The sequence below is a fragment of the Kitasatospora sp. NPDC001539 genome (assembly GCF_040298565.1).
GTDB lineage: Bacteria > Actinomycetota > Actinomycetes > Streptomycetales > Streptomycetaceae > Kitasatospora.
In genome coordinates this window covers 17,295-43,614 of the sequence record NZ_JBEPAK010000022.1, presented here as the reverse complement: position 1 = coordinate 43,614, position 26,320 = coordinate 17,295, and the positions used below count along the sequence as shown (strand labels likewise).

23 protein-coding genes are annotated in these 26,320 nt (G+C 74.2%); 17 read left to right on the top strand and 6 right to left on the bottom strand.

From position 1 onward, the window contains the following. Nucleotides 1–205 precede the first annotated feature (205 nt). Together pspAA and ABT247_RS06710 are read right to left on the bottom strand one after the other, a co-directional pair. Nucleotides 206–505 (bottom strand): PspA-associated protein PspAA, encoded by a 300-nt coding sequence (gene pspAA / locus ABT247_RS06715; protein ID WP_350738988.1) that lies wholly within the window; start codon nucleotides 503–505, stop codon nucleotides 206–208. 37 nt (nucleotides 506–542) lie between these two features. Next, on the bottom strand, nucleotides 543–1,355 hold the full coding sequence (locus tag ABT247_RS06710; RefSeq protein WP_350738985.1) for a PspA/IM30 family protein: 813 nt from the start codon (nucleotides 1,353–1,355) through the stop codon (nucleotides 543–545). 299 nt (nucleotides 1,356–1,654) lie between these two features. Between ABT247_RS06710 and ABT247_RS06705 the strand changes: the two genes are divergently transcribed. Both ABT247_RS06705 and ABT247_RS06700 read left to right on the top strand, forming a co-directional pair. Next, a complete protein-coding gene (locus ABT247_RS06705) occupies nucleotides 1,655–2,254 on the top strand; it encodes a DUF3043 domain-containing protein (protein WP_350738983.1) in 600 nt (199 codons plus the stop codon). A gap of 188 nt (nucleotides 2,255–2,442) precedes the next feature. Then, complete coding sequence (locus ABT247_RS06700; protein WP_350738997.1) at nucleotides 2,443–3,153, top strand: methyltransferase domain-containing protein; 711 nt, start codon at nucleotides 2,443–2,445, stop codon at nucleotides 3,151–3,153. A gap of 30 nt (nucleotides 3,154–3,183) precedes the next feature. Here ABT247_RS06700 and ABT247_RS06695 read toward each other — a convergent pair whose 3' ends face one another. Next, nucleotides 3,184–3,384, bottom strand: a complete 201-nt coding sequence (locus tag ABT247_RS06695) for a hypothetical protein (protein WP_350738980.1) — start codon at nucleotides 3,382–3,384, stop codon at nucleotides 3,184–3,186. Nucleotides 3,385–3,478: 94 nt separating this feature from the next. Between ABT247_RS06695 and cobU the strand changes: the two genes are divergently transcribed. The 7 genes from cobU (at nucleotide 3,479) to ABT247_RS06660 (ending at nucleotide 12,126) form a co-directional block, all read left to right on the top strand. Then, nucleotides 3,479–4,051, top strand: coding sequence for a bifunctional adenosylcobinamide kinase/adenosylcobinamide-phosphate guanylyltransferase (gene cobU / locus ABT247_RS06690; RefSeq protein WP_392896747.1), 573 nt, complete (start codon nucleotides 3,479–3,481; stop codon nucleotides 4,049–4,051). 28 nt (nucleotides 4,052–4,079) lie between these two features. Next, nucleotides 4,080–5,195, top strand: a complete 1,116-nt coding sequence (locus tag ABT247_RS06685) for a nicotinate-nucleotide--dimethylbenzimidazole phosphoribosyltransferase (RefSeq protein WP_350738978.1) — start codon at nucleotides 4,080–4,082, stop codon at nucleotides 5,193–5,195. A 99-nt stretch (nucleotides 5,196–5,294) separates the two neighbouring features. Then, on the top strand, nucleotides 5,295–6,086 hold the full coding sequence (locus ABT247_RS06680; protein ID WP_350738975.1) for an adenosylcobinamide-GDP ribazoletransferase: 792 nt from the start codon (nucleotides 5,295–5,297) through the stop codon (nucleotides 6,084–6,086). Nucleotides 6,087–6,341: 255 nt separating this feature from the next. Further along, nucleotides 6,342–7,847 carry a leucyl aminopeptidase gene (locus ABT247_RS06675; protein WP_350738973.1) on the top strand — a complete coding sequence of 502 codons (1,506 nt, stop codon included), beginning with the start codon at nucleotides 6,342–6,344 and terminating at the stop codon, nucleotides 7,845–7,847. Between the two features lie 404 nt (nucleotides 7,848–8,251). Further along, nucleotides 8,252–9,640, top strand: coding sequence for a dihydrolipoyl dehydrogenase (lpdA, locus tag ABT247_RS06670; protein WP_502892395.1), 1,389 nt, complete (start codon nucleotides 8,252–8,254; stop codon nucleotides 9,638–9,640). 67 nt (nucleotides 9,641–9,707) lie between these two features. Continuing rightward, a complete protein-coding gene (sucB, locus tag ABT247_RS06665; protein WP_350738967.1) occupies nucleotides 9,708–11,483 on the top strand; it encodes a 2-oxoglutarate dehydrogenase, E2 component, dihydrolipoamide succinyltransferase in 1,776 nt (591 codons plus the stop codon). Between the two features lie 127 nt (nucleotides 11,484–11,610). Next, nucleotides 11,611–12,126 carry a DUF4240 domain-containing protein gene (locus ABT247_RS06660; protein WP_350738994.1) on the top strand — a complete coding sequence of 172 codons (516 nt, stop codon included), beginning with the start codon at nucleotides 11,611–11,613 and terminating at the stop codon, nucleotides 12,124–12,126. A gap of 40 nt (nucleotides 12,127–12,166) precedes the next feature. Here the strand turns inward: ABT247_RS06660 and ABT247_RS06655 are convergent, their stop codons facing one another. Together ABT247_RS06655 and ABT247_RS06650 are read right to left on the bottom strand one after the other, a co-directional pair. Next, nucleotides 12,167–13,282, bottom strand: coding sequence for a DUF2510 domain-containing protein (locus tag ABT247_RS06655; protein WP_350738964.1), 1,116 nt, complete (start codon nucleotides 13,280–13,282; stop codon nucleotides 12,167–12,169). Nucleotides 13,283–13,379: 97 nt separating this feature from the next. Beyond that, complete coding sequence (locus ABT247_RS06650; protein ID WP_350738961.1) at nucleotides 13,380–13,886, bottom strand: GNAT family N-acetyltransferase; 507 nt, start codon at nucleotides 13,884–13,886, stop codon at nucleotides 13,380–13,382. 65 nt (nucleotides 13,887–13,951) lie between these two features. Here ABT247_RS06650 and ABT247_RS06645 point away from each other — a divergent pair, with 65 nt between their 5' ends. Together ABT247_RS06645 and ABT247_RS06640 are read left to right on the top strand one after the other, a co-directional pair. After that, nucleotides 13,952–14,857: a TIGR01777 family oxidoreductase gene (locus tag ABT247_RS06645; protein WP_350738958.1), complete on the top strand. Its 906-nt coding sequence runs from the start codon at nucleotides 13,952–13,954 to the stop codon at nucleotides 14,855–14,857. A 528-nt stretch (nucleotides 14,858–15,385) separates the two neighbouring features. Further along, the gene (locus ABT247_RS06640; RefSeq protein WP_350738956.1) at nucleotides 15,386–16,717 is read left to right on the top strand and encodes an NAD(P)/FAD-dependent oxidoreductase; all 1,332 of its coding nucleotides are present in this window, start codon (nucleotides 15,386–15,388) and stop codon (nucleotides 16,715–16,717) included. Between the two features lie 505 nt (nucleotides 16,718–17,222). On the opposite strand, the gene ABT247_RS06635 is transcribed toward ABT247_RS06640, so the two are convergent. Further along, complete coding sequence (locus tag ABT247_RS06635) at nucleotides 17,223–19,106, bottom strand: NsdA family TPR-like regulatory protein (protein WP_350738954.1); 1,884 nt, start codon at nucleotides 19,104–19,106, stop codon at nucleotides 17,223–17,225. 309 nt (nucleotides 19,107–19,415) lie between these two features. On the opposite strand from ABT247_RS06635, the gene ABT247_RS06630 reads away from it, so the two are divergent. The 6 genes from ABT247_RS06630 to ABT247_RS06605 all read left to right on the top strand — a co-directional run bounded on the left by ABT247_RS06630 (nucleotide 19,416) and on the right by ABT247_RS06605 (nucleotide 26,265). Then, nucleotides 19,416–20,177, top strand: coding sequence for a 3-hydroxybutyrate dehydrogenase (locus tag ABT247_RS06630; RefSeq protein ID WP_350738953.1), 762 nt, complete (start codon nucleotides 19,416–19,418; stop codon nucleotides 20,175–20,177). 126 nt (nucleotides 20,178–20,303) lie between these two features. Beyond that, nucleotides 20,304–21,671, top strand: coding sequence for an MFS transporter (locus tag ABT247_RS06625; RefSeq protein ID WP_350738951.1), 1,368 nt, complete (start codon nucleotides 20,304–20,306; stop codon nucleotides 21,669–21,671). 52 nt (nucleotides 21,672–21,723) lie between these two features. Beyond that, entirely contained in the window at nucleotides 21,724–23,823 is a 2,100-nt protein-coding gene (locus ABT247_RS06620) for a helix-turn-helix domain-containing protein (protein ID WP_350738948.1), read from the top strand. 72 nt (nucleotides 23,824–23,895) lie between these two features. Beyond that, entirely contained in the window at nucleotides 23,896–24,693 is a 798-nt protein-coding gene (gene lipB, locus ABT247_RS06615) for a lipoyl(octanoyl) transferase LipB (RefSeq protein WP_350738945.1), read from the top strand. A 141-nt stretch (nucleotides 24,694–24,834) separates the two neighbouring features. After that, a complete protein-coding gene (locus ABT247_RS06610) occupies nucleotides 24,835–25,788 on the top strand; it encodes a lipoyl synthase (protein WP_350738942.1) in 954 nt (317 codons plus the stop codon). Nucleotides 25,789–26,067: 279 nt separating this feature from the next. After that, the gene (locus ABT247_RS06605) at nucleotides 26,068–26,265 is read left to right on the top strand and encodes a hypothetical protein (RefSeq protein ID WP_350738939.1); all 198 of its coding nucleotides are present in this window, start codon (nucleotides 26,068–26,070) and stop codon (nucleotides 26,263–26,265) included. Nucleotides 26,266–26,320: the final 55 nt, after the last annotated feature.

Sequence of the window (26,320 nt, the reverse complement as noted above, 5' to 3'; positions counted from 1 at the left end):
GGCGAGCGGGCGACCCCGCCCCGAGCCGAAGGGGCGCGCCGGTGCCGAAAGGGAGAAGCGAGGAGACCTGAGGAACGAAGGTCTTGGAGCGCCGACCGTCGGCACCGGACAAGAGCGCTCCGGAGGCGAGCGGGCGAGCAGCAGCACGGCGGGCCCCCTCCCACCGGAGGGGGCCCGCCCTTTCGTCTGGCAACAGCCGGAGCGGCTAGTCGTACTCGGGGAACCCCGGGATCACGCCCTCGCCCTCGGACAGCAGCAGTTCGCGGACCTCGCTGATCGTCGCCTCGGAACTCGGCAGGATCAGGTCGGACGGCTCCAGGGCGTCGTCGGGCAGCCGGGTGCCGTACCGCATCACCGCGTCGAGCAGCTTGCCGTAGGCCTGGCGGAAGTTCTCCTCGTCGCCCGACTCCACTGCGGTGAGCAGCTCGTCATCGAGCTGGTTGAGCAGGTTCAGGTGGTCCTCGCCCACCTCGAACTGCCCCTCACCCATGACCCTCATGATCATGCCGTGCGTCTCCCTGATTCGTGGGGTCGAGCCGAGCTCACTTGTTGTAGTTGATGCGGGGGGTGTCCTGCGACTGCTGCTGGGGCTGGGACTGCTGCTGCGGCTGCCCCTGCTCGATGGCCGCCGGGCCGGAGGAGGAGCCGCCGGACAGCTCGGCCTTCATGCGGGCGAGCTCCAGCTCGACGTCGGAGCCGCCGGCCACCCGCTCCAGCTCGGCCTCGATGTCGTCCTTGCGGCCGAGGCCGCTCGCGTCGTCGAGCGCCCCGGAGGCCAGCAGCTCGTCGATCGCACCGGCCCGGGCCTGCATCTGGGCGGTCTTGTCCTCGGCGCGCTGGATGGCCAGGCCGACGTCGCCCATCTCCTCCGAGATGCCGGAGAAGGACTCGGCGATGCGGGTCTGCGCCTGCGCCGCGGTGTAGGTGGCCTTGATGGTCTCCTTCTTGGTGCGGAAGGCGTCGACCTTGGCCTGCAGCCGCTGGGAGGCGAGGGTGAGCTTCTCCTCCTCGGCCTGCAGCTGCTGGTACTGCGTCTCCAGGTCGGTGATCTGGGACTGCATGTTGGCCTTGCGGGTCAGCGCCTCGCGCGCGAGGTCCTCGCGGCCGAGGGACAGCGCCTTGCGGCCCTGGTCCTCGTACTTGGCGGACTGCTGCTGGAGCTGGGTCAGCTGGAGTTCCAGGCGCTTGCGCGAGGTCGCGACGTCCGCGACACCACGCCGTACCTTCTGCAGCAGTTCGAGCTGCTTCTGGTAGGAGTAGTCGAGCGTCTCACGGGGATCCTCCGCCCGATCCAAGGCCTTGTTCGCCTTGGAGCGGAAGATCAGCCCCATACGCTTCATGATTCCGTCGCTCATGGGCCTCGGGTGCCCCCTTCTCCGGCCTGCGGTTTTGATCTCGTTACCAGACACGACGAGTGTATGTGCAGCGAGCCCGTCGCCGCAGTGCACCTGCCTGCAACAAGACTGCTACAGCGACCAGTGGCAGTTCCTCATCCCCCGGGTGGATCCGCCTCTCATCCTCCCCATACTCCATCCGATTGATCCCCTACGGGAAGGGCCCGGGACACCCGGGTCGGAACCGGACCGGAGGATCGATACGCGTTTGGGTCCGAGGGGAGCCGTGGTCGTGCCCGCTCACCCCGTACGCTGGGGGTGTGTTCCGACGCCGTTCAGATGATGCCGCCGCCTCCGCCACCGTGCTGGAGAAGCAGGACGAGACGACCCAGGCCCGTCACCCGCAGGCCAAGAAGGGCCGCCCCACCCCCAAGCGCAGTGAGGCCGAGGCCAACCGGCGTACCCGGGTGACGGTGCCCAAGGACCGCAAGGAGGCCGCCCGCCAGGCGCGCGACCGGATGCGGGTCGAGCGCGAGAAGCAGCGCCAGGCCCTCATGGAGGGCGACGAGCGCCACCTGCCGGCCCGCGACAAGGGCCCGGTGCGCAGGTTCGCCCGTGACTACGTGGACTCCCGCTGGTCGCTGGCCGAGTTCTTCCTGCCCGCCGCCGTGGTCATCCTGGTCCTGAGCATCGTCAAGGTGCAGGCGATCCAGCTGCTCTCCACCCTGCTGTTCCTGCTCTTCTTCGTCGTGGTGGTGCTGGACTTCGTCCGCCTCGGCTTCGGCCTGCGCAAGCAGCTGGGCGAGCGCTTCCCCGGGGAGAACACCCGCGGCGCCGTTGCCTACGGCATCATGCGCACCCTGCAGATGCGCCGGCTGCGCCTGCCCAAGCCGCAGGTGCGGCGCGGGGAGAAGCCCTGACCGCCGAACCGGTGGACTCCGGCTGGGCCCCGCCCTCCTGGGAGGGGCCCGGCCTGTACGCGCTGCCCGGGCAGGGGGACGGCGGCCACGACCGGCTCGGGCAGGAGCGGCGACTGCCCTCGCGCAGCGGCTCCTTCGCCGGCGGGACCGGCGCCTGGCTGGAGCGGCTCGGCGGACTGCGCAACTTCGTGCGCCAGGAGCTCGTCTCCCGGCAGCTCGCCGAGCAGTTGGCCGGCCGTACCGCGCAGCGCGTCCTCGACATCGGCTGCGGCCAGGGCACCCAGGCCCTGCGGCTGGCCAGGGCCGGCCACTACGTCACCGGGATCGACTCCGACCCGGTCGCGCTCGGCGTCGCCCAGGGGGCCCTCGCCGAGGAACCGCCCGAGGTCCGCGGCCGGCTCCAGCTGCTCAGCGGTGACGGGCACCAGTGCGGGCGCTGGTTCGGCCCGCGCAGCTTCGACGTGGTGCTCTGCCACGGCGTCCTGATGTACCTGCCCGACCCGGACCCGATGATCGCCTCGCTGGCCCGGCTGCTGGCGCCCGGCGGTCTGCTCTCGCTGCTGGTCCGCAACCGCGACGCGCTGGCGCTGCGGCCGGCGGCCGCCGGGGACTGGCGGGCCGCCCTGCACGCCTTCGAGAGCGACCGCTACTACAACCGGCTCGGGCTGGCCGCGCGCGCCGACCGGCTCGCCGACCTGTCCGTCACCCTCTCCGAGGTGTCGGTGCCGCTCAGGCACTGGTACGGCGTGCGGGTCTTCACCGACAACGCGCCCGACGACGCGGCCCCGCCGGTGGACGGGCGGCAGCTGGCCCAGCTGCTCGAAGCCGAGGACCGGGCCGCCCGCACCGACCCGTACCGGCAGGTCGCGGCGCTGCTGCACCTGATCGGGGCGAAGTAGCCGCCGGAGCGGCCCCCCGCCCCGCGCGGCTCAGGCCTCGTGCAGGCTCATCGCGTAGACCTTGCTCCCGTCCTCCAGCAGGACGGCGGTGTCCACGCCCTCGTCGACGAGCTGCTTCCAGGTCTCGCCGATCCACGTCTCGGCGTCCCCCTGGCCGGCGAACTCCTCCTGGCCGCCGCTCGGCGTCACCACACTGCCGTCCGCCTTCTCGTACCGCCACGTCCAGACCATGCCCGGCTCCTCCCGCCACCCGCTCCTCGTGTGGTGCGCACCATAGCTTGCCCGCCGGGATCTTCCCTATGCCTGGTCGGGCAGGATGGGCGGCATGGCGACCCACTCACCCCTCCCCCGCACGCTGCTGCTCGGCGGCGCGCGCTCCGGCAAGTCCACCCGCGCCGAGCAGCTGCTCGCCGACCGGCCGGACGTCCTGTACGTGGCGACCGGAGGCACCCGCGACGGTGACGCCGAGTGGGCCCAGCGGATCGAGCTGCACCGGGAGCGGCGCCCGGCGAGCTGGCGCACCGCCGAGACCTGCGACCTGGAGGCCGTGCTCACCGACGCCACCGACCCGGCACCGGTGCTGATCGACTGTCTGGCGCTGTGGCTGACCTCGGTGATGGACGAGTGCGACGCCTGGGACGACCGGGCGTGGGCGCAGGGCGGGGAGGCCGCGGTGCGGCGCCGCTGCGAGGCGCTGGCGGCGGCCTGGGCGGCCACCGCGCGCACCGCCGTCGCGGTGAGCAACGAGGTCGGCATGGGTGTCGTCCCGGCCACCGCCGCGGGCCGGCGTTTCCGCGACACCCTGGGCCGGCTCAACATGGCCGTGGCGGACGCCTCGGAGCGGGTGCTGCTGGTGGTGGCGGGGCAGGTCGTCACCGTCAAGCCAGCCGCAGCCTGAACACCCGCGGCGTGTAGCCTTCCCGACGATGGACACGACCGTGGATCTCGATACGTTCTCCTCGCTCGTCGAGCGCCCCGACGACAGCGCCCGGCGGGCCGCCGAGGAGCGGTGGCAGGAGGCCGGCCGACCGCGCGGCGGGCTCGGCAGGTTGGAGGAGCTGGGCAGCTGGCTGTCCTCCGTGCAGGGGCGTTCCCCGGTGCGCCCGGTGGTCGCGCCGAAGGTGCTGCTGTTCGCGGCCGACCACGGTGTGGCGGCGCTCGGGGTCTCCCGGCTGCCCGCCCGGGGCGGCACCGCGGCCCGGGTGCGGGCGGTGCTCGACGGCACCGCGCCGGTGGCCCGGCTGGCCGCGCGCTACGGCGCCGGGGTGCGGGTGGTCGACGTCGGCGTGGACACCGACCCGGCGGACTTCCCGGACGAGGTGGTGAGCCACCGGATCCGACGCGGCTCCGGCCGGATCGACGTCGAGAACGCGCTCACCGCCGAGGAGACCGTACGGGCCTTCCGGGCGGGCATGGCCGTGGCCGACGAGGAGGCCGACTCCGGCACCGACCTGGTGCTGCTCGGCGACCTCGGGGTCGGTTCCACCACGGTGGCCGCCGTGCTGGTGGGCGCCCTCTGCGGGACGGACGCCGCCGCGGTCTGCGGGCGCGGCTCTGGTGTCGACGACCGGGTGTGGATGATCAAGTGCGCCACCATCCGGGACTCGCTGCGCCGGGCCCGGCCGGTGCTGGGCGACCAGATCGCCCTGCTCGGTGCGACCGGCGGGGCCGACTTCGCGGCGATCACCGGTTTCCTGTTGCAGGCCGCGGTCCGTCGGCTGCCGGTGGTGCTGGACGGGGTGGTCTCGGCGGCCTGCGCGCTGGTCGCCCAGCGGATCGCCTTCCGGGCGCCGGAGTGGTGGCGGGCCGGGCAGTCCAGCGGCGAGCCGGCCCAGGCGAAGGCCTACGACCGGCTGACCCTGACGCCGTTGCAGGACCAGGGGATCACCATGGGCGAGGGCGTCGGCGCGGTGCTGGCGCTGCCGCTGCTCCAGGCGGCGGGCGACGCGCTGGCGGACGAGGTGCCGCAGCCGTCCGCGCCGGCGGCGCCGAAGGAGCAGCCGAGGCTGCCTTCGGCGGCGGACCTGCTCCGGAGGCTGTAGGACGTCGACGGTGTCGTCCCCGCGTCCCGCCCGGGGCGCGGGGACTTTCGTTCGTGCGGTGCGGTGCGGTTCGGTTCGGTGCGGTGAGGAGCGGGTGCGATGGCGGGCGGCGGCGACGAAGCCGGCTGGGGCGAGGGGCTGCGGTTCGCGTTCGGGACGCTGTCGGTGCTGCGGGTGCGGGTGGAGCGGTGGGACCGCGCGGCGGCCGCGCGGGCGATGACGGCGGCTCCGCTGGTGGGCCTCGTGCTGGGCGCCGCCGCGGCCGGGGCCGGCGCGCTGGTGGCCTGGCGGGCGGGTGGACCGCTCGGGGCGGTGACCGCGGTCGCGGTGCTCGCCGCGCTGACCAGGGGGCTGCACCTGGACGGGCTGGCGGACGTCGCGGACGGGCTGGGCAGCGGCAAACCGGCCGAGGAGGCGCTGCGCATCATGAAGCAGTCCGACATCGGACCGTTCGGGGTGCTGACCCTGGTGCTGGTCCTGCTGGCCCAGGTCGCCGCACTGGCCGGACAGTTCGGGCACTCGGTGGCGCGCGGCGCGCTCGCGGTGCTCGCCGCGGCGGTGGCCGCCCGGTGCGCGCTCGGCTGGGGCTGCCTGCGGTCGGTGCCGGCCGCCCGCCCCGGCGGGCTCGGGGCGATGGTCGCGAGCACCGTGTCACCGGCCGGGGCCGCCGCCGGGACGGCCCTCGGAGCCCTGGCCGTCGCCGTGTCAGGGCTGTCCGACGGGTGGTCAGCCCTGCGCCTGCCGCTGGCGGTTGTGGTCGGCGTCGGCTGCGCCCGGCTGCTGCTCGGGCGGTGCGTCCGACGGTTCGGCGGAATCACCGGCGACGTCCTCGGCGCGATGGCGGAGACGGCCGCCGGCGGCACGCTGTTCGCCCTGGCGTTGCTCGGCTGACACCGGGCGGCGCGTGATCCCAGCATGCGGACTACCATGCGTGAAGCACCGCAGCCCTGCACCGTGGCAGGACCTGCCCGCCCGGCGCAACGAGGAGCCGGGGCCTCTGGTGTGCGCGGCCGTGGACGGCGGATGCGCACACCAGGGGGCCCGGACCCGCCTGCCCGCCGGCGGACGGCCTGCCAGGACGGGCTGCGCCGGTTCGGCAGTCACGCCGCGACCGGCCGTGGAACGCGAAAGAACAGGACGCATGACGTGACTGCATTGTCTGTGAGCACCTCCTCCGCCGCCTCGCTGCGCGCGGACGCGCTGGTGGTCGGTGTCGCGAAGGGCCCGAAGGGCGTCGTGCTCGCTCCGGGCGCCGAGATCGTGAACGAGGCGTTCGAGGGCAAGCTGGCCGAGGTCCTCGGCACCCTGGGCGCGTCCGGCGCCGAGGGCGAGGCCGTCAAGGTGCCCTCCCCCGCCGGCCTGAAGGCCCCGCTCGTGCTCGCGGTCGGTCTCGGCGAGGCCGCCGAGGACGGTTACCGGCTGGAGGCGCTGCGCCGCGCCGCCGGTGTCGCCGCCCGTGCGCTGGCCGGCGTCAAGAAGGCCGCCCTGGCCCTGCCGGGCGAGTCCGCGGCCGAGGTCGAGGCGGTGGCGCTGGGCGGCCTGCTCGGCTCGTACTCCTTCGGCACGTACAAGGCCGACGGCAACGGCAAGGCGCCGGTCGGCGAGCTGGTCGTGCTGACCGCCCGCAAGGGCAGCAAGGACGCCAAGGCCGCCGTGGAGCGCGCCGCCGCGATCGGCGAGGAGATGAACCGCGCCCGCGACCTGGTCAACACCGCGCCGAACGACCTGACCCCGAAGAGCTTCGCCGCGATCGCCCAGGCGGCCGGCAAGGAGCACGGCCTCAAGGTCGAGGTGCTGGACGAGAAGGCGCTGACCAAGGGCGGCTTCGGCGGCCTGCTGGGCGTCGGCGGCGGCTCGGAGAACCCGCCGCGGCTGGTGAGGGTGGCCTACACCCACCCCAAGGCGAAGGCCACGCTGGCGTTCGTCGGCAAGGGCATCACCTACGACTCGGGCGGCATCTCGCTGAAGCCGGCCGGCCACAACGAGACGATGAAGTGCGACATGGCCGGCGCCGCCGCCGTGTTCGCCACCGTGGTGGCCGCCAAGCGCCTGGGCCTGGCCGTCAACATCACCGGCTGGCTGGCGCTGGCCGAGAACATGCCCTCCGGCTCCGCCGTCCGCCCGGGCGACGTGCTGCGCATCTACGGCGGCAAGACCGTCGAGGTGCTGAACACCGACGCCGAGGGCCGGCTGGTGCTGGCCGACGCGATCGTGCGGGCCGGCGAGGAGAACCCGGACGTCATCATCGACGTGGCGACCCTCACCGGCGCCATGGTGCTGGCGCTGGGCACCCGCACCTTCGGCGTGATGTCCGACAACGACGAGTTGCGCAACAACCTGCACGCCCTCGCGGGCGAGGTGGGCGAGCAGTCCTGGCCGATGCCGCTGCCGGCGGAGCTGCGCAAGGGCTTCACCGAGTCGACCATCGCCGACCTGGCCAACATGGGCGAGCGGATGGGCGGCGGCCTGGTGGCCGGGCTGTTCCTGAAGGAGTTCGTGGCCGAGGGCATCGACTGGGCGCACCTGGACATCGCCGGTCCGGCGTTCCACGAGGGCGCGCCGTTCGGCTACACCCCGAAGGGCGGCACCGCGAGCGCGGTGCGCACCCTGCTCCGGTTCGCCGAGCAGACGGCGGCCGACGGCAAGGCCTGATCCGACGGTCTCCCCGACTCGACGGGGCCCGGCGCCTGTGCGCCGGGCCCCGTCGGCGTTCCCGGCGCGGTTACCCGGAAGTAGGGCCGGACGCCCGGGCGCACCTCTGTTCGCCACGGGCGAAACTTTGTTCCGCAGTGCGGAAGCGGCCGCGGGAAGCGCCCCGGAAGACGCCCGTCCGGCGGCTGTCAATACCGCGTTGAGCTGCGATGATGCCCTTCCGTCGGGGGTCTTCCCGCCCCGGTGACCGCTTCGTGGGACACCCCTGGGGTGGGCCCGGACATCAGCCACCGCGAACAAGTGCGAAGATGTATTTCCGGCACGACTGGGCGCCCCACAAAGGCTTCCGACCCACCGGACCGCGACCGGCCCGGCGACCCACCCCATTGCATGGAGGACGTGACGTGGCGAACGACGCCAGCACCGTTTTCGACGTAGTCATTCTCGGAGGCGGAAGCGGCGGTTACGCCGCGGCGCTCCGCGCCGCTCAGCTGGGTCTGAGCGTCGCCCTGGTCGAGAAGGGTGAGCTGGGCGGCACCTGCCTGCACCGCGGCTGCATCCCGACCAAGGCGCTGCTGCACGCCGCCGAGATCGCGGACGAGACGAAGGAGGCCGCCGAGTTCGGCGTGCTGGCCACCTTCCAGGGCATCGACATCAACGGCGTCCACAAGTACAAGGACGACGTCATCGCCGGCCTGTACAAGGGCCTCCAGGGCCTGGTGGCGTCCCGCAAGGTCACCTTCGTCCAGGGCGAGGGCAAGCTCTCCTCGCAAACCTCGGTCGACGTCAACGGCCAGCGCATCGAAGGCCGCCACATCGTGCTGGCCACCGGTTCCGTGCCGCGTTCGATCCCGGGCCTGGAGATCGACGGCAACCGCGTGATCTCCTCCGACCACGCCCTGAAGCTCGACCGCATCCCGAAGTCGGCCGTCATCCTGGGCGGCGGCGTCATCGGCGTCGAGTTCGCCTCGGTCTGGAAGTCCTTCGGCGTCGACGTCACCATCGTCGAGGCGCTGCCGCACCTCGTCCCGCTCGAGGACGAGAACTCCTCCAAGCTGCTGGAGCGCGCGTTCCGCAAGCGCGGCATCAAGTTCGAGCTGAAGGCCCGCTTCTCCGGCGTCGAGTACACCGAGAGCGGTGTCCGCGTCTCCACCGAGAACGGCAAGCAGATCGACGCCGACCTGCTGCTCGTCGCCATCGGCCGCGGCCCGGTCTCGGCCGGCCTCGGCTACGAGGAGAACGGCGTCGCGATGGACCGCGGCTACGTCCTGGTCGACGAGTACATGCGCACCAACGTGCCCACCATCTCGGCCGTCGGCGACCTCGTCCCGACCCTCCAGCTCGCCCACGTCGGCTTCGCCGAGGGCATCCTCGTCGCCGAGCGCCTGGCCGGCCTCAAGCCGGTGCCGATCGACTACGACGGCGTTCCGCGGGTGACCTACTCCAACCCCGAGGTGGCCTCCGTCGGCATCTCCGAGGCCAAGGCCGTCGAGCTGTACGGCAAGGAGAAGGTCGTCACCCTCAAGTACAACCTGGCCGGCAACGGCAAGAGCAAGATCCTGAAGACCGCCGGCGAGATCAAGCTCGTCCAGGTCAAGGACGGCGCCGTGGTCGGCGTCCACATGGTCGGCGCCCGCATGGGCGAGCAGGTCGGCGAAGCCCAGCTGATCTACAACTGGGAGGCCCTGCCGGCCGAGGTCGCGCAGCTGATCCACGCGCACCCGACCCAGTCCGAGGCCCTGGGCGAGGCGCACCTGGCGCTGGCCGGCAAGCCGCTGCACGCGCACGACTGATCGCGCCCACCACCCCCCTGTTTCCAGTACTTCCCGTACGCAAGACTTGATAGGAGTCGCTGAAACCATGGCGGTCTCAGTAACACTGCCCGCGCTGGGCGAGAGCGTTTCCGAGGGCACCGTCACCCGCTGGCTGAAGGCCGAGGGTGAGCGTGTCGAGGTCGACGAGCCGCTGCTGGAGGTGTCGACCGACAAGGTCGACACCGAGATCCCGGCTCCCGCCTCCGGCATCCTGGCCTCGATCAAGGTCGCCGAGGACGAGACGGTCGAGGTGGGCGCCGAGCTGGCGATCATCCAGGACGGCTCCGAGGCCGCCGCTGCCGCCCCGGCCCCCGCCGCCGAGGCCGCGCCGGCTCCGGCCGCCGCCCCGGCCGCTCCGGCTCCGGCCGCCGAGGCCCCGGCTGCCGCCCCGGCTCCGGCCGCCGCGCCGGCTGCCCAGGACGCTCCGGCCGCTCCGGCGGGCGACGCCACCCCGGTGCTGCTGCCCGCGCTGGGCGAGTCCGTCACCGAGGGGACCGTCACCCGCTGGCTGAAGGCCGAGGGTGAGACCGTCGAGGTCGACGAGCCGCTGCTGGAGGTGTCGACGGACAAGGTCGACACCGAGATCCCGTCGCCCGTCGCCGGTGTCGTCGTCAAGATCCTGGTCGGCGAGGACGAGACCGCCGAGGTCGGCGCCCAGCTCGCGCTGATCGGCGCCCCGGGTGCTGCGGCTGCCGCTCCGGCGCCGGCTGCTGCTCCGGCCCCCGCTCCGGCTGCGGCCGCCCCGGCCCCGGCTGCCCCGGCTCCGGCCCCGGCTGCTCCGGCCCCGGCCCCGGCCGCTGCTCCGGCTCCGGCTCCGGCTCCGGCGGCTCCCGCTGCTGCTCCGGCTCCGGCCGCCGCCGCTCCGGCTCCGGCTGCCCCGGCTGCCGACAACGGTGACGCCTACGTCACCCCGCTGGTGCGCAAGCTCGCCGCCGAGCACGGTGTCGAGCTGTCCTCCGTCACCGGCACCGGTGTCGGCGGCCGCATCCGCAAGCAGGACGTCATCGCCGCCGCGGAGGCCGCCAAGGCCGCCCCGGCCGCGGCCCCCGCCGCCGCTGCCGCCCCGGCCGCCGCGCCGAAGGCCGCCGCCGCGCCGTCCGCGCTGCGTGGCCAGACGGTCAAGATGACCCGCATGCGCAAGGTCATCGGCGACAACATGATGAAGGCCCTGCACGAGCAGGCCCAGCTGACCAGCGTGGTCGAGGTGGACGTCACCAAGATCATGTCGCTGCGCGCCAAGGCCAAGGACGGCTTCCTCGCCCGCGAGGGCGTCAAGCTCTCCCCGATGCCGTTCTTCGTCAAGGCCGCCGCCCAGGCGCTGAAGGTCCACGCGGTCATCAACGCCCGGATCAACGACGCCGAGGGCACCATCACCTACTTCGACACCGAGAACATCGGTATCGCGGTGGACTCCGAGAAGGGCCTGATGACCCCGGTCATCAAGGGTGCGGGCGACCTCAACATCGCCGGCATCTCGAAGAAGACCGCCGAGCTGGCCGCCAAGGTCCGCGACAGCAAGATCACCCCGGACGAGCTGTCCGGCGCCACCTTCACCATCAGCAACACCGGCTCGCGCGGTGCGCTGTTCGACACCGTGATCGTGCCGCCGAACCAGGCCGCCATCCTGGGCATCGGCGCCACCGTCAAGCGCCCGGTGGTCATCGAGGCCGACGGCGGCACCGCCATCGGCATCCGCGACATGACCTACCTGTCGCTCTCCTACGACCACCGCCTGGTGGACGGCGCCGACGCCGCCCGCTACCTGGTCGCGGTCAAGGAGATCCTGGAGGCCGGCGAGTTCGAGGTCGAGCTCGGCCTGTAGGGGATTGCGTCCCGGTCGTACGGAACCCCGCGTCGTCCCCGGACGGCGCGGGGTTCCGCCGTTCCCGGCCGCTCGAAACGGGTCGTGGCATGCACGAAGGCCGCCGAACGGGGATGCTGGAGCCGTGATTGACGAGACCGACTTCTGGCAGATCATCGACGAGACCCGGGAGGCCGCCGAGGGCGATCCCGACGAGCAGGCGGACCGGCTGGTGGAACACCTGGTCCGGCTCACCCCGGACGACGTGATCGACTTCGCCCGGCTGTTCGAGGCCCGGTTCCAGCGCGCCTACCGCTACGACCTCTGGGGTGCGGCGTACCTCCTGCTGGACGGCGCCTCCGAGGACACCTTCGACTACTTCCGCTGCTGGTTGATCGGCCAGGGCCGGGAGGTGTTCGAGGGCGGGCTGGCCGAACCGGACGATCTGGCGGACCTGCTGCCCGAGTTCGACGAGGAGGAGGACGGCGAGGCCGAGGACCTCGGCTACGCGGCCGACGAGGCGTACGAGCAGCTGACCGGACTGCCGCTGCCCGAGGTGGGCGAGCCGCAGGCCGGGCGGCCGTCCGGAGCGCCGCTGGACTTCGACGACCCGGACGTCATGGCGAAACGCTTCCCCAAGCTCTGGGAGCGGTACGGGGACTGAGGGCGCCCGCCCGGCTCGGCGGCGGCTCCGGCGCGGCGGATCAGGTGCTGCTGCCGGAGCTGCTGTCCTGCTTGATGCCCTTGAGGATCTGGTCCAGCACCGAGGCGTCCGGTGCGGCCGGGTCGTCGTCCACGCCGCCCTCGAAGACCACGTAGCCGCCGCCCTTGGCCGGGACGGCCGCCAGCACGACGTAGCCCTGGGTGCCGTCCGAGGTGCGGACGTGCCAGCGGGTGGCGTAGCCGAGCACACCGGCGACGGTGACGTAGTCGGAGCCGGAGTCGGTGTGCGAGGTGATCCCGCTGAAGATCCCGCCGGCGTAGGCCGCCATGGCGGCGTCGGCGGCCGCCTTGGGCGAGGAACCCTGGACGGTGTCCTTCTCGATCGAGAACTGGCCGCGGATGCAGGCGTTGCCGTCCGGGCAGGTGTAGCGGCCGCTGCCGAGGAAGACCGTGGAGTGCACGGGGTTGGGCGTGACGTCCCAGCCGTCGAACACCGGGACGGTGATCGCGTGCTGGGGGTCCGGGACGGTGCTCTTCACCACCGGGACGGGCTTGGGCGGCGCGACGGTGGGCGTGCTGCTGGTCGGGGAGGGGGTCGGCGCGGGGCTGTCGCTCTGGCTGACCGAAACGGTGGGGCCGGGCGTCGGACCGGCCTTCGGGTCGCCGCCCTGGTTCAGCACGATCCCGGCGATGAGCCCGCCCACGGCCAGCACGCCGACCGCGATGCCGATGATCACACCGGTCCTGTTCCCGGCCGGGCTCGACGGCGGGTACCCGGGGCCCGGGTAGCCGTAGCCCCCGCCCTGGTAGGCCTCCTGGCCGGGGTAGTCGGCGTGGCCGGGGTAGCCGTAGCCGGTGTCCGCGGCGCCGTAGCCCGGCGGCTGGGCGCCGTAGCCCGGGTGCTGGCCGCCGCCCTGGCCCGGGTAGCCGTAACCGGGGCCGGGAGCCGGTGAGCCGCCCTGCGCCGGGTATCCGTAGCCGGGCTGCCGGGCCGGGGGCTGCCACGTCTCGGTGGGGGCGTCGGCGAGCTGTCCGGCGCCGCCCTGGAGCGGCCGGACCTCACTGGTCCAGGCGCTGCCGTCCCACCAACGTTCGTGACCGGGGCTGCCGTCCGCACCGGGGACCGGGTACCACCCGGGAGGCGTCGAGTTGCTCACGGGCGTACGGTACCCGGCGGCATGCGGCTCCAGACAGGGCGGGTACGTCACGACTCCGCACCACCGGCCCCGCTGACGGGGCGGCAGGGCAGGGCGCTCAGCCGGCCAGCCGGCGGGCCATCCAGACGTCGTCCACGTACCGGCCGTCGATCAGGAACTCCTCGGCCAGCGAGCCCTCGACGACGAAGCCGCAGCTCTCGTACAGCCGACGGGCCGGGGTGTTCCAGCCGAGCACCCGCAGGCTCATCTTGCGGGCGCCCCCGGCCCGGGCCGCCGCGCAGGCCGCCTCGACCAGGCGCCGGCCGATGCCCCGCCCCCGCGCCGGGCCGGCGACGGCGAGGCCCTGGATCTGCCGGACGTGCCGGTTGGCGGCCAGCGGCGTCGGCGGCACCTGGCGGACGTACCCGACGATCCGGCCGTCCAGCAGCGCGACCAGGTACTGGTCGGGGGTGTGCCGCTCGTCGAAGAGGGACGCCTCCGCGCGGGGCTCCGGGGAGACGTCGGAGAGCGTGGACCAGGAGTCGCGGTCGAGGGCCGCGAGCTCGAGGTCGTCCTCGAGCCTTGCCTGTCGGATGATCAGATCATCATGTGGGGCTTGAGACATGCGCGTCATGGTAGTGAGGCGTGTGCGGGGGGTGACGGGCCCGCGGGGGCTGCGAGGATGGGGCCATGCGCATCGCTGTCACGGGCTCCACGGGATTGATCGGTTCAGCACTCGTCCGCTCCCTGCTGGCGGACGGCCATGAGGTGGTCCGGCTGGTCCGGCGCCGTTCCCGGACGGGCCCCCAGCCCGACGGCACCACGGCGATCGGCTGGAACCCGCTGCTCGGCGAGGTCGAGCGGGACGGCCTCGCGGGGGTCGAGGCGGTGGTCCACCTGGCCGGCGCCGGGGTCGGCGACCGCCGGTGGACGGAGGCGTACAAGCGGGAGATCCGGGAGAGCCGGGTGTACGGCACCGAGACCCTGGCCGTCGCGCTGGCGGAGCTCAAGGAGCCGCCGCGGGTGCTGGTCAGCGCCTCCGCGGTCGGCTGGTACGGGCAGACCGGCGACCGGGTGATCGACGAGGACTCCCCCGCCGGGGACGACTTCCTGGCCGAGGTGTGCCTGGAGTGGGAGGCGGCGGCGCGGCCGGCCGAGCGGGCCGGGATCCGGGTCGTGCACCCGCGCACCGGCATGGTGCTGTCCGCCGCCGGCGGAGCGGGCGGGCGGCTGTTCCCGCTGTTCAAGCTGGGCCTGGGCGGACGGCTCGGCAGCGGGCGGCAGTACTGGAGCTACATCTCGCTGGCCGACGAGGTCGCGGCGCTGCGGTTCCTGATCGACCGGGAGGACCTCTCCGGCGCCTTCAACCTCACCGCGCCGGAGCCGGCGACCAATGCCGAGCTGACCGCGGCGATCGGGCGCGCGGTGCGGCGGCCGACCCCGTTCCCGGTGCCGGAGGCCGTCCTCAAGCTGGTGCTCGGGGAGTTGGCGGTCGAGGTCGTCGGCAGCCACCGGGTGGTGCCACGGCGGCTGCTGGACGCCGGGTTCCACTTCACGCACCCGGACCTGGACTCGGCGGTGCGGGCGGCGCTCTGACGGCCGGGCCGGGGCGCCCTGGCGGCCGGCTCGGGGGGCTCCGGCGCCCGGGCCGGGGCGCTCCGACGGTCGGCTCGGGCCGCTCCGGCATCCGGCTCGGGCCGCTCCGGCATCCGGGGCGGGGCGCTGGCGGTCAGTCAGGGGACTCTGACGGCCGGTTCTGGGTCCTCCCTACCGCCGACTCCTGCGTCACGCGTGGGCGCCCTCCGGTGTTCGCCCTGGCCGAGGGCATATGCCGGGCGGGGGTCGGACGGGGCTCCGGGAGGGGGCGCACGGGAGCACATGGTGGGCGCGTCGCACGCCCCCGGTGACCGTGCGCGCCCGCCGACCCCGTCAGCTGCCCGCCACGGCGCACTGTCCGTGACCGCGCCCCCCACCGGTGCCGCACAACCCCGCTCGACCCCCGCATCCGGTCCGTACCGCTTGTCTGACGCTCACACTGACTGGGCATCACCTTCCACGGACCGTGTCCCGGCACCCCGCTGCCTGCGTCGGCCGGAGCCCCGGGACCAGGGAGGGAGCACGCCAGTGCCCACGTACGACTTCACCCGCCGCGCGCGTCGACCGTCCGACCCGGACGTCGTCGTGGTCGGCGCCGGACTCGCGGGTCTGGCCGCCGCCCGCGCACTCACCGGACGCGGCCTCGACGTTCAGGTCCTGGAGGCCACCGACCGGGTCGGCGGCCGGATGGCCACGCGCGAGCTGGACGGATTCCGGCTCGACGACGGCAGCCACCTGCTGAACACCGCGTACCCCGAACTGCGCCGGGCGCTCGACCTCGACCGCCTGGACCTGCGCCCGCTCACACCAGGCGTGCTGGTGCACAGTGCCGGCCGCCGCTACCGGACCGGGGACCCGCAGCTCACCACCGCCCGCCAGGCCGCGACCCGGGCACCGCTCGGCAGCCCGCTGGACAAGGCCCGGCTCGGCAGCTGGCTCGGCAGGATCGCCACCACCCCCGCCGCCCGGCTGCTGGCCCGCCCGGAGACCACCACCGCCCGTGCGCTGACCGGCCACGGCCTCGCCCCGCGCACCGTGGACGGCTTCCTGCGGCCGCTGCTCAGCGCGCTGCTCGGCGATCCGACGCTGGGCACCAGCAGCCGCATCGCCGACCTGGTGCTGCGTTCCTACGCCCGCGGACGGCTCTGTCTGCCCGCCGACGGGATCACCGCCGTTCCGGCCCAGTTGGCCGCCGCGCTGCCCGCCGGCACCGTGCGGACCGGCGTGCGGGTCACCTCGGTCAGCGCCGACGGCGTGGAGACCGTCGGCCACGGGCGGATCGGGGCCCAGGCCGTCGTCGTCGCCACCGACGCCCGCTCCGCCGCCGAACTGCTGCCCGGGCTGCGGCTGCCGGACTTCCACCCCGTGACCACGTTCTTCCACGCGGCGGACCGCGCCCCGCTGGGCGAGGCCGTCCTGCTGATCGACGCCGACCGGCCCCACGGCCACCCGCCGCTGGTCTCCCACTCGCTGGTGCTGAGCGAGCTGCACCCCTCCTTCGCCCCGGGTGGGCAGTCGCTGATCGCCAGTACCGTGCTCGGGCGGCGCTCCTTCGACGCGGGCGGCCCGGCCGGACTCGAACCGGCCGTCCGGGCCCGGCTCGCCGAGCTGTACGGCGCCTCGACGACCGGCTGGCAGTTCCTCAGCGTGCGGCACGTCCCGGACGCGCTGCCCGCGATGCCGCCGCCGCACAACCCGCGTCGGCCGGTGCGGCTGCTCGCCGGGCTGTACGTCGCCGGGGACCACCGGGACACCAGCACCGCCCAGGGGGCGCTGGTCTCGGGGCGGCGGGCGGCGGAGGCGGTGCTGCGCGACCTCGGGCTGCCGGCCGGGGCACCGGAGGCCGAGGCGGCGGCCTGAGGGCCGGCCCGGCTCGGGGCTCGCGCGGGCCGGACGTCCTGGACGGGGTGCGCGTCGGCGACGTCGTTCGACGCGCTCTCCCGGCGGTCCGGTCGGCCGGTGGACCGGTGGGCCGGTGGACCGGTGGACCGGTGGGCTGGCGGTCCGGTGGTCCGGGGGGCAGCAGCAGCCGCCCGTCCGGAGGGGTCGGCCGTGAGGGGCCGGGCCGCGCCGAAGGCGACGGCCGGGCTCGGACGGCGGCCCGGGGTGCTCACCCGTCGGCGCGCAGCGGCCACGCGGGCGTGCCCGGCGCGGGTCCGCGGCGCGGGTCGGCCACGTGCCCGGCCGCGCGGGTCGGTGCCGCAGCCGGTGGCCGCGGGTGCGGCGGCAAGCGGACGCGGCGGCAGCGCAGGGCCCGCGGCGGAGAGCGGTCGGGCCTTCGCAGCCCGCCGGTCGGGCGGCGGGCGCGTGGCCAGGCGGGTGACCGGGTGGCCCGGTCCCGTGGCCCGTGCCGCCGGGCGGGCGGTCAGATCACCCCCGCCTGGCGGGCCGTCTCCTCGAAGGCGCGGGCGACCGGGCTGCCCCGGTACGGGGTGAGGCGGCGGTGGAAGTCCCGGACGTACTCCAGCGAGCGGGCCGAGCGCATCTCCCCCGCCGCGCGCAGTGCGTCGGTGGCCATCGTGCAGGCCTCGTCGAGGTCGCCCATGCCGAGCCGGGCGGTGGCCAGCACCAGCCGGCAGAAGATCCGGCTGCGCGCGTACGCGGGCGAGCGCAGCCGAAGCGACTTCTCCGCGTGCTGGGCGGAGGTGCGCCACTGCTGGAGGTCGCGGTAGCAGTGGGCGAACTCGTCGGAGAGCTGCGCCTCGTCGAAGTACCGCGCCCAGGAGGGCAGTTCGTCCCCCGTGCGGGCCGCCGCGAGGGATCGCTCGGCCCGTACCAGCGCCGTGGTGCAGGAGCGGACGTCGCCCAGCAGGCCGTGCCCGCGCGCCTCGGCGGCGTGCATCAGCGACTGGACCACCGGCGGGACGGCGGTGCCCACGCCCTGCTGGGCGACCCGGGCGAGCTGGACGGCCTCCCGGCCGTGGCCCAGGTGGACGGCCTGCTGGCTCATCGTCACCAGGACGTAGCCGCCGAGGGCGCGGTCCCCGGCGGCCTGGGAGAGGCGCAGCGCCTGGACGAAGTAGCGCTGGGCGAGGCCGTGCGCGGCGATGTCGAAGGACGTCCAGCCGGCCAGCCGGGTCAGGTCGGCGACCGCGCCGAACAGGGCCCGGCCGATCTGCTCGCCGTAGCGGCCGCGCAGCATCGGCTCGGCCTCGCTCTCCAGGTAGCGGACCAGCGCCTGGCGGGCGTGGCCGCCGCCGTAGGCGTGGTCGAGCGCGCGGAAGAGGTCGCCGACGGCACGGATGGCGGCGATGTCGCCGCGGCCGACGCGCAGGGCGGGGCGCGCCTCGCGGGTCGGGTCGGTGTACGGCGGCTCGACGGCGGTCGGCGGGCGCCGGCTCTGGGTGGGCACCCGGCCGATCGGGGCGGCGGTGCCGGTGGTTCCGGCGGTGCTGCGGGAGCCGGTGGCGCCGGCGGCCTGGCCGCGCGCGGGGCTCGCGCTCGGGGCGCCGGGCGTGCCCGCGGGGCCCTGCGCCGGTGCGGTGGGGGCGCTGCCCGGCGGCCCGGTGGCGGCGTCCGGGCGGGCCAGCGTGGAACCGTCGCGGGCGACGCGCTCGTCGGTGCGGCCGATCAGCCAGTCCCGGCTGGGGACGACCAGACCGGCCGGGGTGAAGGCGATCCGGCGCAGCTCGGACTGCGGGCCGTTGTCCTTGCGCCACATGCTCGCCACGATGTCCACCGCCTCCTGCGGGGTCTCGGCGAACTCCAGGCCCGCGTAGACCGGGGCGCAGGCGTCCAGGCCGAGGTCCTGGGCGGTGAGGCGGCGGCCGAGGCGGCGCGTGAAGACCTCGGCGATCAGTGCCGGGGTGGCGCCGCGGGGCTGCTGACCGCGCAGCCAGCGGGTGACCGAGGTCTTGTCGTAGCGCAGGTCGAGGCCGTGTTCCAGGCCGAGTTGGTCGACCCGGCGGGCCAGGCCGGCGTGCGAGAAGCCGGCCTCCTCGATCAGCGCGGCGAGTTGGCCGTTCTGCGGCGCCGGGCCGGAGTGGCCGGAGTGGCCGCCCGCGGCGGCGGGGGCCGGGGCGGGGGCGGCTTCGTGCCGGTTCGGCGTGGCCTGCACGGGCAGCCGCAGGTCGTCCGCGGCCGGGGCGTCGGTGGTCAGCGTCTCGGTGGTCAGCGTGTCGCCGGTCAGGGCGGTGGGTGCCAGGGCTTCGGGGGCGTCCGGAAGGGTCCGGCCGACCGGACCTCGGTGCTGGCCGAGCGGGTCGAGCGGTCCGTACGCCGGGCTGTCGGTTGCAGGCCGTTGGGGCATGTCAGTCAACACCTCTCGGACGTCGCACCGGGCTCTACCAGCACTTCGGCTGCCTGGGGCGGCGCCCCCTGTCGGGAATCGGCGTGAATGTAGCGAGCATTCGGGCGCTATGGGTGGATCTGACCGAGCAATCCTCCGAACGGGTGAAGCAACCGCGCCCATTGTGGGGAAGCGAGGTCAGGGCGGGTTTGGCCTTCCGGGGTCGAACCGTCGATCGGTCGTCATGTCGGTTTCCGCCATGGTCGATCAGGCCGCTGTGGTGGCCCGCCACATGGGAGCGGCACCGCCGGATTCCTACCGTTCTCGGCCATGGACACCTCTACTGCCCGCCCGCTCGACGGCCGCACCGCCCTGGTGACCGGCGCCGCCTCGGGCATCGGCCGGGCCTGCGCCGAGGCCTTCGCCGCGGCCGGCGCCCGGGTCTACGTCGTCGACCTCGCGGCCGGCCCCGCCCGGGAGCTGGCGGAGCGGATCGGCGGACGCGCGATCGTCGCGGACCTCGCCGATCCCGAGGCCGTGGACGCCCTGCCGGACGACGCCGACATCGTGGTCAACAACGCCGGTCTGCAACACGTCGCACCCGTCCACGAGTTCCCGGTCGAACGCTTCACCCTCATCCAACGCGTGATGGTCGAGGCTCCGTTCCGCATCCTGCGCCGCACCCTTCCCCACATGTACGCACAGCGGTGGGGCCGGATCGTCAACATCTCCTCCGTCCACGGGCTGCGCGCCAGCGCCTTCAAGTCCGCCTACGTCACGGCCAAGCACGGGCTGGAGGGCCTCAGCAAGACCGTCGCCCTCGAAGGCGCCGCCCACGGCGTCACCAGCAACTGCCTCAACCCGGCCTACGTGCGAACCCCCCTGGTGGAGAAGCAGATCGCCGCCCAGGCCCTCGCCCACGGCATCCCCGAGGAGGAGGTCGTCGACCGCGTGATGCTCGACCGCACGGCCGTCAAGCGGCTCATCCAGCCCGCCGAGATCGCCGCGCTCGCCCTCTACCTCTGCACCCCGCCCGCCTCCTGCATCACCGGCGCCAGCCTGCCCGTCGACGGCGGCTGGACGGCGCACTGACCTCTCCGCCCCCGGGGTGGCCGGCCACAACCACCCCCGGGGCGGTGCGGTCCGCCCCATCGTCCCGGCGCCGCGCGGTTCCTCCCCTGTGGCGACACCGTCCCCCCGACCTGGAAGTGGTGACCCATGAAAGCCCCTGTACGTGGTTCGGCGGCGAGCAGCTCCCTCCCGAGAGTGGTGGCCGCCAGCCTCATCGGCACGACGATCGAGTGGTACGACTACTTCCTGTACGGAACGGCGGCGGCGCTGGTGTTCGGGAAGGTGTTCTTCCCGACCAGCGATCCGCTGACGGGGACGCTGCTGTCGTTCCTCACCTATGCGATCGGCTTCGCCGCGCGGCCGCTCGGGGCCCTGGTGTTCGGGCACTTCGGGGACCGGGTCGGGCGGAAGCGGCTGCTGGTGGTGAGCCTGCTGCTGATGGGCGGGTCGACCACGGCGATCGGGCTGCTGCCGACGTACGGGGCGGTCGGGGTGGCCGCGCCGGTGATGTTGACGGCCCTGCGGCTGGTCCAGGGGTTCGCGCTCGGCGGGGAGTGGGGCGGGGCGGTGCTGCTGGTGTCGGAGCACGGCGACCAGCGGCGGCGGGGCTTCTGGGCGTCCTGGCCCCAGGGCGGGGCACCGGCGGGGAACCTGCTGGCGGCCGGGGTGCTGTCGTTGATGACGGCGGTGCAGTCGGACAGCGCCTTCCTGGCGTGGGGCTGGCGGGTGCCGTTCCTGCTGTCGGCGCTGCTGGTGGGCGTCGGGATGTGGATCCGGCTGGCGGTGGACGAGTCGCCGCTGTTCCAGCAGGCGCTGGCGAACCGGCCGAAGGCCGAACCCACCCCACTGGCAGGGGTGTTGAAGCACCACTGGCGGGAGGTGCTGGTGGCCATGGGCGCGCGGATGGCGGAGAACATCTCGTACTACGTCATGACGACCTTCGTGCTCGCGTACGCCGTCGGCCATGCGCATTTCGACAAGCAGAGCGCGCTGAACGCCGTACTGATCGCCTCGGCCGTCCAGTTCGCCCTGATCCCGCTGTTCGGGGCGTTGTCGGACCGGGTCGGACGCAAGCCCGTGTACCTGGCCGGCGCGGCCGGGGTCGGCGGATGGGCGTTCGTGTTCTTCGGGATGGTGGACACCCGGTCGTTCGGGTCGCTGGTGCTCGCGGTGACCGTCGGACTGGTCTTCCACAGCGCGATGTACGCGCCGCAGGCGGCCTTCTTCTCCGAGCTGTTCGCGACCCGGCTGCGGTACTCGGGCGCCTCGATCGGCGCCCAGTTCGCCTCGGTGGCCGCCGGGGCACCCGCCCCGCTGATCGCCACCGCGCTGCTCAAGGACTACGGCAACGCCACACCCGTCTCGGTGTACGTGGCCCTCGCGGCCGCGATCACCGTGCTGGCGGTGCTCTGCGGGCGGGAGACCAGGGGGCGGGACCTCGCCCTGGTCGAGGAGCGGCCGGCGGACGGCGCCCCGACCGGAAAGCCGACCGTGGCCCGGGGGTTGAGCCGATAGCATCGGCGACTCCTCGCACCGTCGGAACCGACGCCGATTGGCGGCCCGCACCATGAACCACCCCGACGAGAGCGCCGCACCCGCGCTGCGGCGGCTGCTCGACCTGCTCGCCACCGGCGCCGCCACCGAGGACTTCGCCGAGGTGCTGGCCGACGCCCGCCGCCGGGGGGCGCCGCCGGCCGTCCTCGCCGAGATCGACGGCGCCACCTGGCAGGCCCTTCGGGTGCACCGGACCCTGCGCCAACACCGGCGGCGCGAAGCCGAGTTGACCGCACTGTTCGACACCGCCGGGGACCTGGCCGCCTCCCGCGACCTGGACACGGTGCTCCGGGCGATCGTCCGCCGGGCCCGGATGCTGCTCGGCACCGACACCGCGTACCTGACCCTCCCGGACGACGCAGCGGGCGACACCTACATGAGGGTCACCGACGGCTCGGTCTCCGTACTGTTCCAGACCCTGCGGCTCAGCCTCGGCGACGGCCTGGGCGGGCTGGTCGCGCAGACCGCCCGCCCCTACGCCACCCCCGACTACCGCACCGACGAGCGCTTCCACCACACCGGCACGATCGACGCGGGCGTGCTGGACGAGGGCCTGGTGGCGATCATCGGCGTGCCGCTGCTGCTCGGCGGGCGGGTCATCGGGGTGCTGTTCGCCGCCGACCGCTCGCCGCGCACCTTCTCCCCCGACGAGGTGGCGCTGCTCTGCACCCTGGCCGCGCACGCCGCGATCGCCCTGGACACCGCCAAGTCACTGGCCGACACCCGGGCCGCGCTGGCCGAGCTGAACACCGCCAACGAGCTGGTCCGAGCCCACTCCGCCGCCGTCCAGCGCGCCGAGCAGGCGCACGACCGGCTCACCGACCTCGTCCTGCGCGGCGCCGAGGTGCCGGACGTCGCCGCCGCCGTCGCCCAGCTGCTGGGCGGCGAGATAGCCGTCCTGGACGCCGACGGCGAACCGCTGGCCGGGAAGCCGGCGCCCGCCGCCGAGCTGGCCCGGGCGGTGGCCGCCTCCCGGGCCGAGGGCCGCTCCGTACGGCACGGCGAGCTGTGGGTGTGCGCGGTGCTGGCCGGGCAGGACGCGCTCGGCGCCCTGGTCCTGCGCGGCCGACCCGACCTCGACGACGCCGACCGGCGGCTGTTCGAGCGGGCCGGCGTCGTCACCGCGCTGCTCCTGCTGCTGCGCCGCTCGGTGGCGGAGACCGAGAACCGGGTCCGCGGCGAGCTGCTCACCGACCTGCTCACCGCCCCCGAGCGCGACCCGGCCGGACTCACCGCGCGCGGCCGCCGGCTCGGGGTCGACCTCGCGCGGCCGCACCTGGTGCTGGTCGCGGAGCCGGCGGACGGCGACGGTGCCGGGCGGGGGCGACTGGCGGCCGCCGCCCGGCGGTACCTGTTCGGCTCCCGGGGCCTCGGCGCCGAGCACGGCGAGGCGGTGGTGCTGCTGGTGCCGCTCGAAGCGGGCACCGCCGACGACCCCGACGGTGCGGCCGCCCCCGACGGGACGGACGGGACCGACAGGACGGGCAGGCCCGACGGGACCGGTAGGACCGGTAGGACCAGTAGCACCGGCAGGACCGACGGGACCGGCAGGACCGACGGGCTTGGTAGGACCGACGGGCCTGGTAGGACGAGCAGGACCCCCGGGACCGACGGACCCGACGGAACCGACCGGACCGCCCGGCAGGCCGCCGAGCGGTTGGCCCGGCTGGCCGGCTTCCCCGTCACCGTCGGCGCCGGCCGCCCGGCCGCCGGCCCTCCGGCGCTGGCCGCCTCGTACGCCGAGGGCCTGCGCTGCGTGCGGGCCCTGCGGGTGCTCGGCCGCGCCGGCGAGGGCGCCTCGGCCCGCGCGCTCGGCTTCCTGGGCGTGCTGCTCGGCGACGGCCACGATGTGGACGGCTTCGTCGGCAGGACGCTCGGCCCGCTGCTCGCCTACGACGCCCGGCGCGGCACCGAGCTGGTCCGCACCCTGCGCGCCTACTTCGACTGCGGCGGCAGCCTCACCCGGGCCAAGGACGCGCTGCACGTCCACGTGAACACGGTGGTGCAGCGGCTGGACCGGGTCGAGGCACTGCTCGGACCGGACTGGAACCAGCCCGAGCGCTCGCTGGAGCTGCAGCTGGCGCTGCGGCTGCAGCTGCTCTCGGGCGCCTGAACGGCCCGTCGGGGCGTGGGCGTACAGTGGCGAGGTTGGTCTCGAACGCCTGGCAAGGAGTGCGGTGGGCGCATGAGTGAGAACGTGCGGTTCGTGCGGATGGGCATAGGCGAGCGCGTCGTCCCCTATCAGGAGGCGTGGGAGGAGCAGCAGCGCCTGCACGCCCTGCGGGTCGCGGACGAGATCCCCGACACCGTGCTGCTGCTGGAGCACCCGCCCGTCTACACCATGGGCAAGCGCACCAACCCGGCCGACCTGCCGCTGGACGGCACCCCGGTGGTCGAGGTCAACCGGGGCGGGGAGATCACCTGGCACGGCCCCGGCCAGCTGGTCGGCTACCCGATCGTCAAGCTGCCCGACCCGATCGACGTCATCGCCTACGTCCGCCGGCTGGAGGAGGCGCTGATCCGCGCCGCCGCCGACTTCGGCGTCGCGACCAGCCGGGTCGAGGGCCGCAGCGGCGTCTGGGTGCTCGGCCGGACCATCCCGGACGCCGTGGTCGACCCGGCCGCGGTGGTGGACATCGGCAAGCTGACCCTGCGGATGGGCCTGCCGCTGGGCATCGACCCGCGGCTGGCCGGGCCGGAGTACGCGCCGTCCAACGCCGGCCAGCGCGGCGACGACCGCAAGCTCGCCGCGATCGGGGTACGGGTCGCCCGCGGGGTGACCATGCACGGCTTCGCCCTCAACTGCGACCCCGACATGACCTACTTCGACAAGATCGTGCCCTGCGGAATCCGGGACGCGGGCGTCGCCTCGCTGGCCGGCGAGCTGGGGCGCGGCTTCGAGGTCGCCGAGGCGCTGCCGGCGGTCGAGCGGCACCTCAAGGACGTCCTCGCCGAGCTGCCGGAGCCGGCGCTCAGCCGCTGAAAGGCCCCGAAACCTCCCGCTGCTGGGAATCTACCGGCCGGTAGGTGCGTTGCCCTGCGATTGCGGGGCGCCAGGCCCAGCGCAGCCCGTACAACCACAGGCGTACCCTGGGGGTACCCCGTCTAGTTCTAGGAGTCGCACGTGTCCGCTGTCGCGCCCGACGGCAGGAAGCTCCTCCGCCTGGAGGTCCGCAACAGCGAGACCCCCATCGAGCGGAAGCCCGAGTGGATCAAGACCCGCGCGAAGATGGGCCCGGAGTACAACGCCCTCCACTCGCTGGTGAAGAAGGAGGGGCTGCACACGGTCTGCCAGGAGGCCGGCTGCCCCAACATCTTCGAGTGCTGGGAGGACCGCGAGGCGACCTTCCTCATCGGCGGTGACCAGTGCACCCGCCGCTGCGACTTCTGCCAGATCGACACCGGCAAGCCCGCCGAGTTCGACCGCGACGAGCCGCGCCGGGTCGCCGAGTCCATCGTCACGATGGACCTCAACTACGCCACCATCACCGGCGTCGCCCGCGACGACCTGGAGGACGGCGGCGCCTGGCTGTACGCCGAGACCGTGCGCCAGGTGCACGCGATGACCGCCGACCGGGCGGGCGGCCGCACCGGTGTCGAGCTGCTCATCCCCGACTTCAACGCGGTGCCCGAACAGCTCGCCGAGGTGTTCTCCTCGCGTCCCGAGGTGCTCGCGCACAACGTCGAGACGGTGCCGCGCATCTTCAAGCGGATCCGCCCCGCGTTCCGGTACGAGCGCTCGCTGGACGTCATCACCCAGGCTCGCGCGGCCGGGCTGGTGACCAAGTCCAACCTGATCCTGGGCATGGGCGAGACCCGCGAGGAGGTCAGCCGGGCGCTGGCCGACCTGGTCGGGGCCGGCTGCGAGCTGATCACCATCACCCAGTACCTGCGCCCCTCGCTGCGCCACCACCCGGTGGAGCGCTGGGTGAAGCCCCAGGAGTTCGTCGAGCTCCAGGAGGAGGCCGAGGAGCTGGGCTTCGCCGGTGTCATGTCCGGCCCGCTGGTGCGTTCGTCGTACCGGGCCGGCCGGCTGTACCGGCAGGCGCTGGAGCGGCGCGAGCAGGCCGCGGTCTGACGTCGCCGACCGGTTGCCGGTCGGTCGGTCGTCGACCGGTTCGTCACCGGCCGGTTTGTCGCCGGCCGGTCGCCGGCCAGTTTGTCGCCGGCCGGTTCAGCGGTCGGCGGTGGGTCGATTTCCGGCCACTGGGCCATTCGAAGGGCGGAGCCGCGGCTCCGCCCTTCCGGCTTTCACCACGCTTTGACTGCCCGGTCACGGGCTGGTAACACGGGGTGGGGACGATGGACGCCTGGCAGGCGTTCGATTCTTCTCAGCCCACGTGAGGAGCTGTTCGGCATGCGGATGCGGATCCGGTCGGTGGGGGTGGCGCTGCGGTTCGCCGAGAGCGTCCTGCTGGCACCCGGCCAACGGCACGCCCGGCTGAACGCCTGGGCGGCGGTGTGCGAGAACCGCCGGTACGCGGCGGACCGCCGGCACGACACCCCGGCGGCCGCGCCGACGGGCACCGCGGGGGCACGCTCCGTACGGCAGTGAGCCTGCGGCGTCGCTGTGCGCGACGGCGTACGGCCACACGGGTCACGGTTCGGGC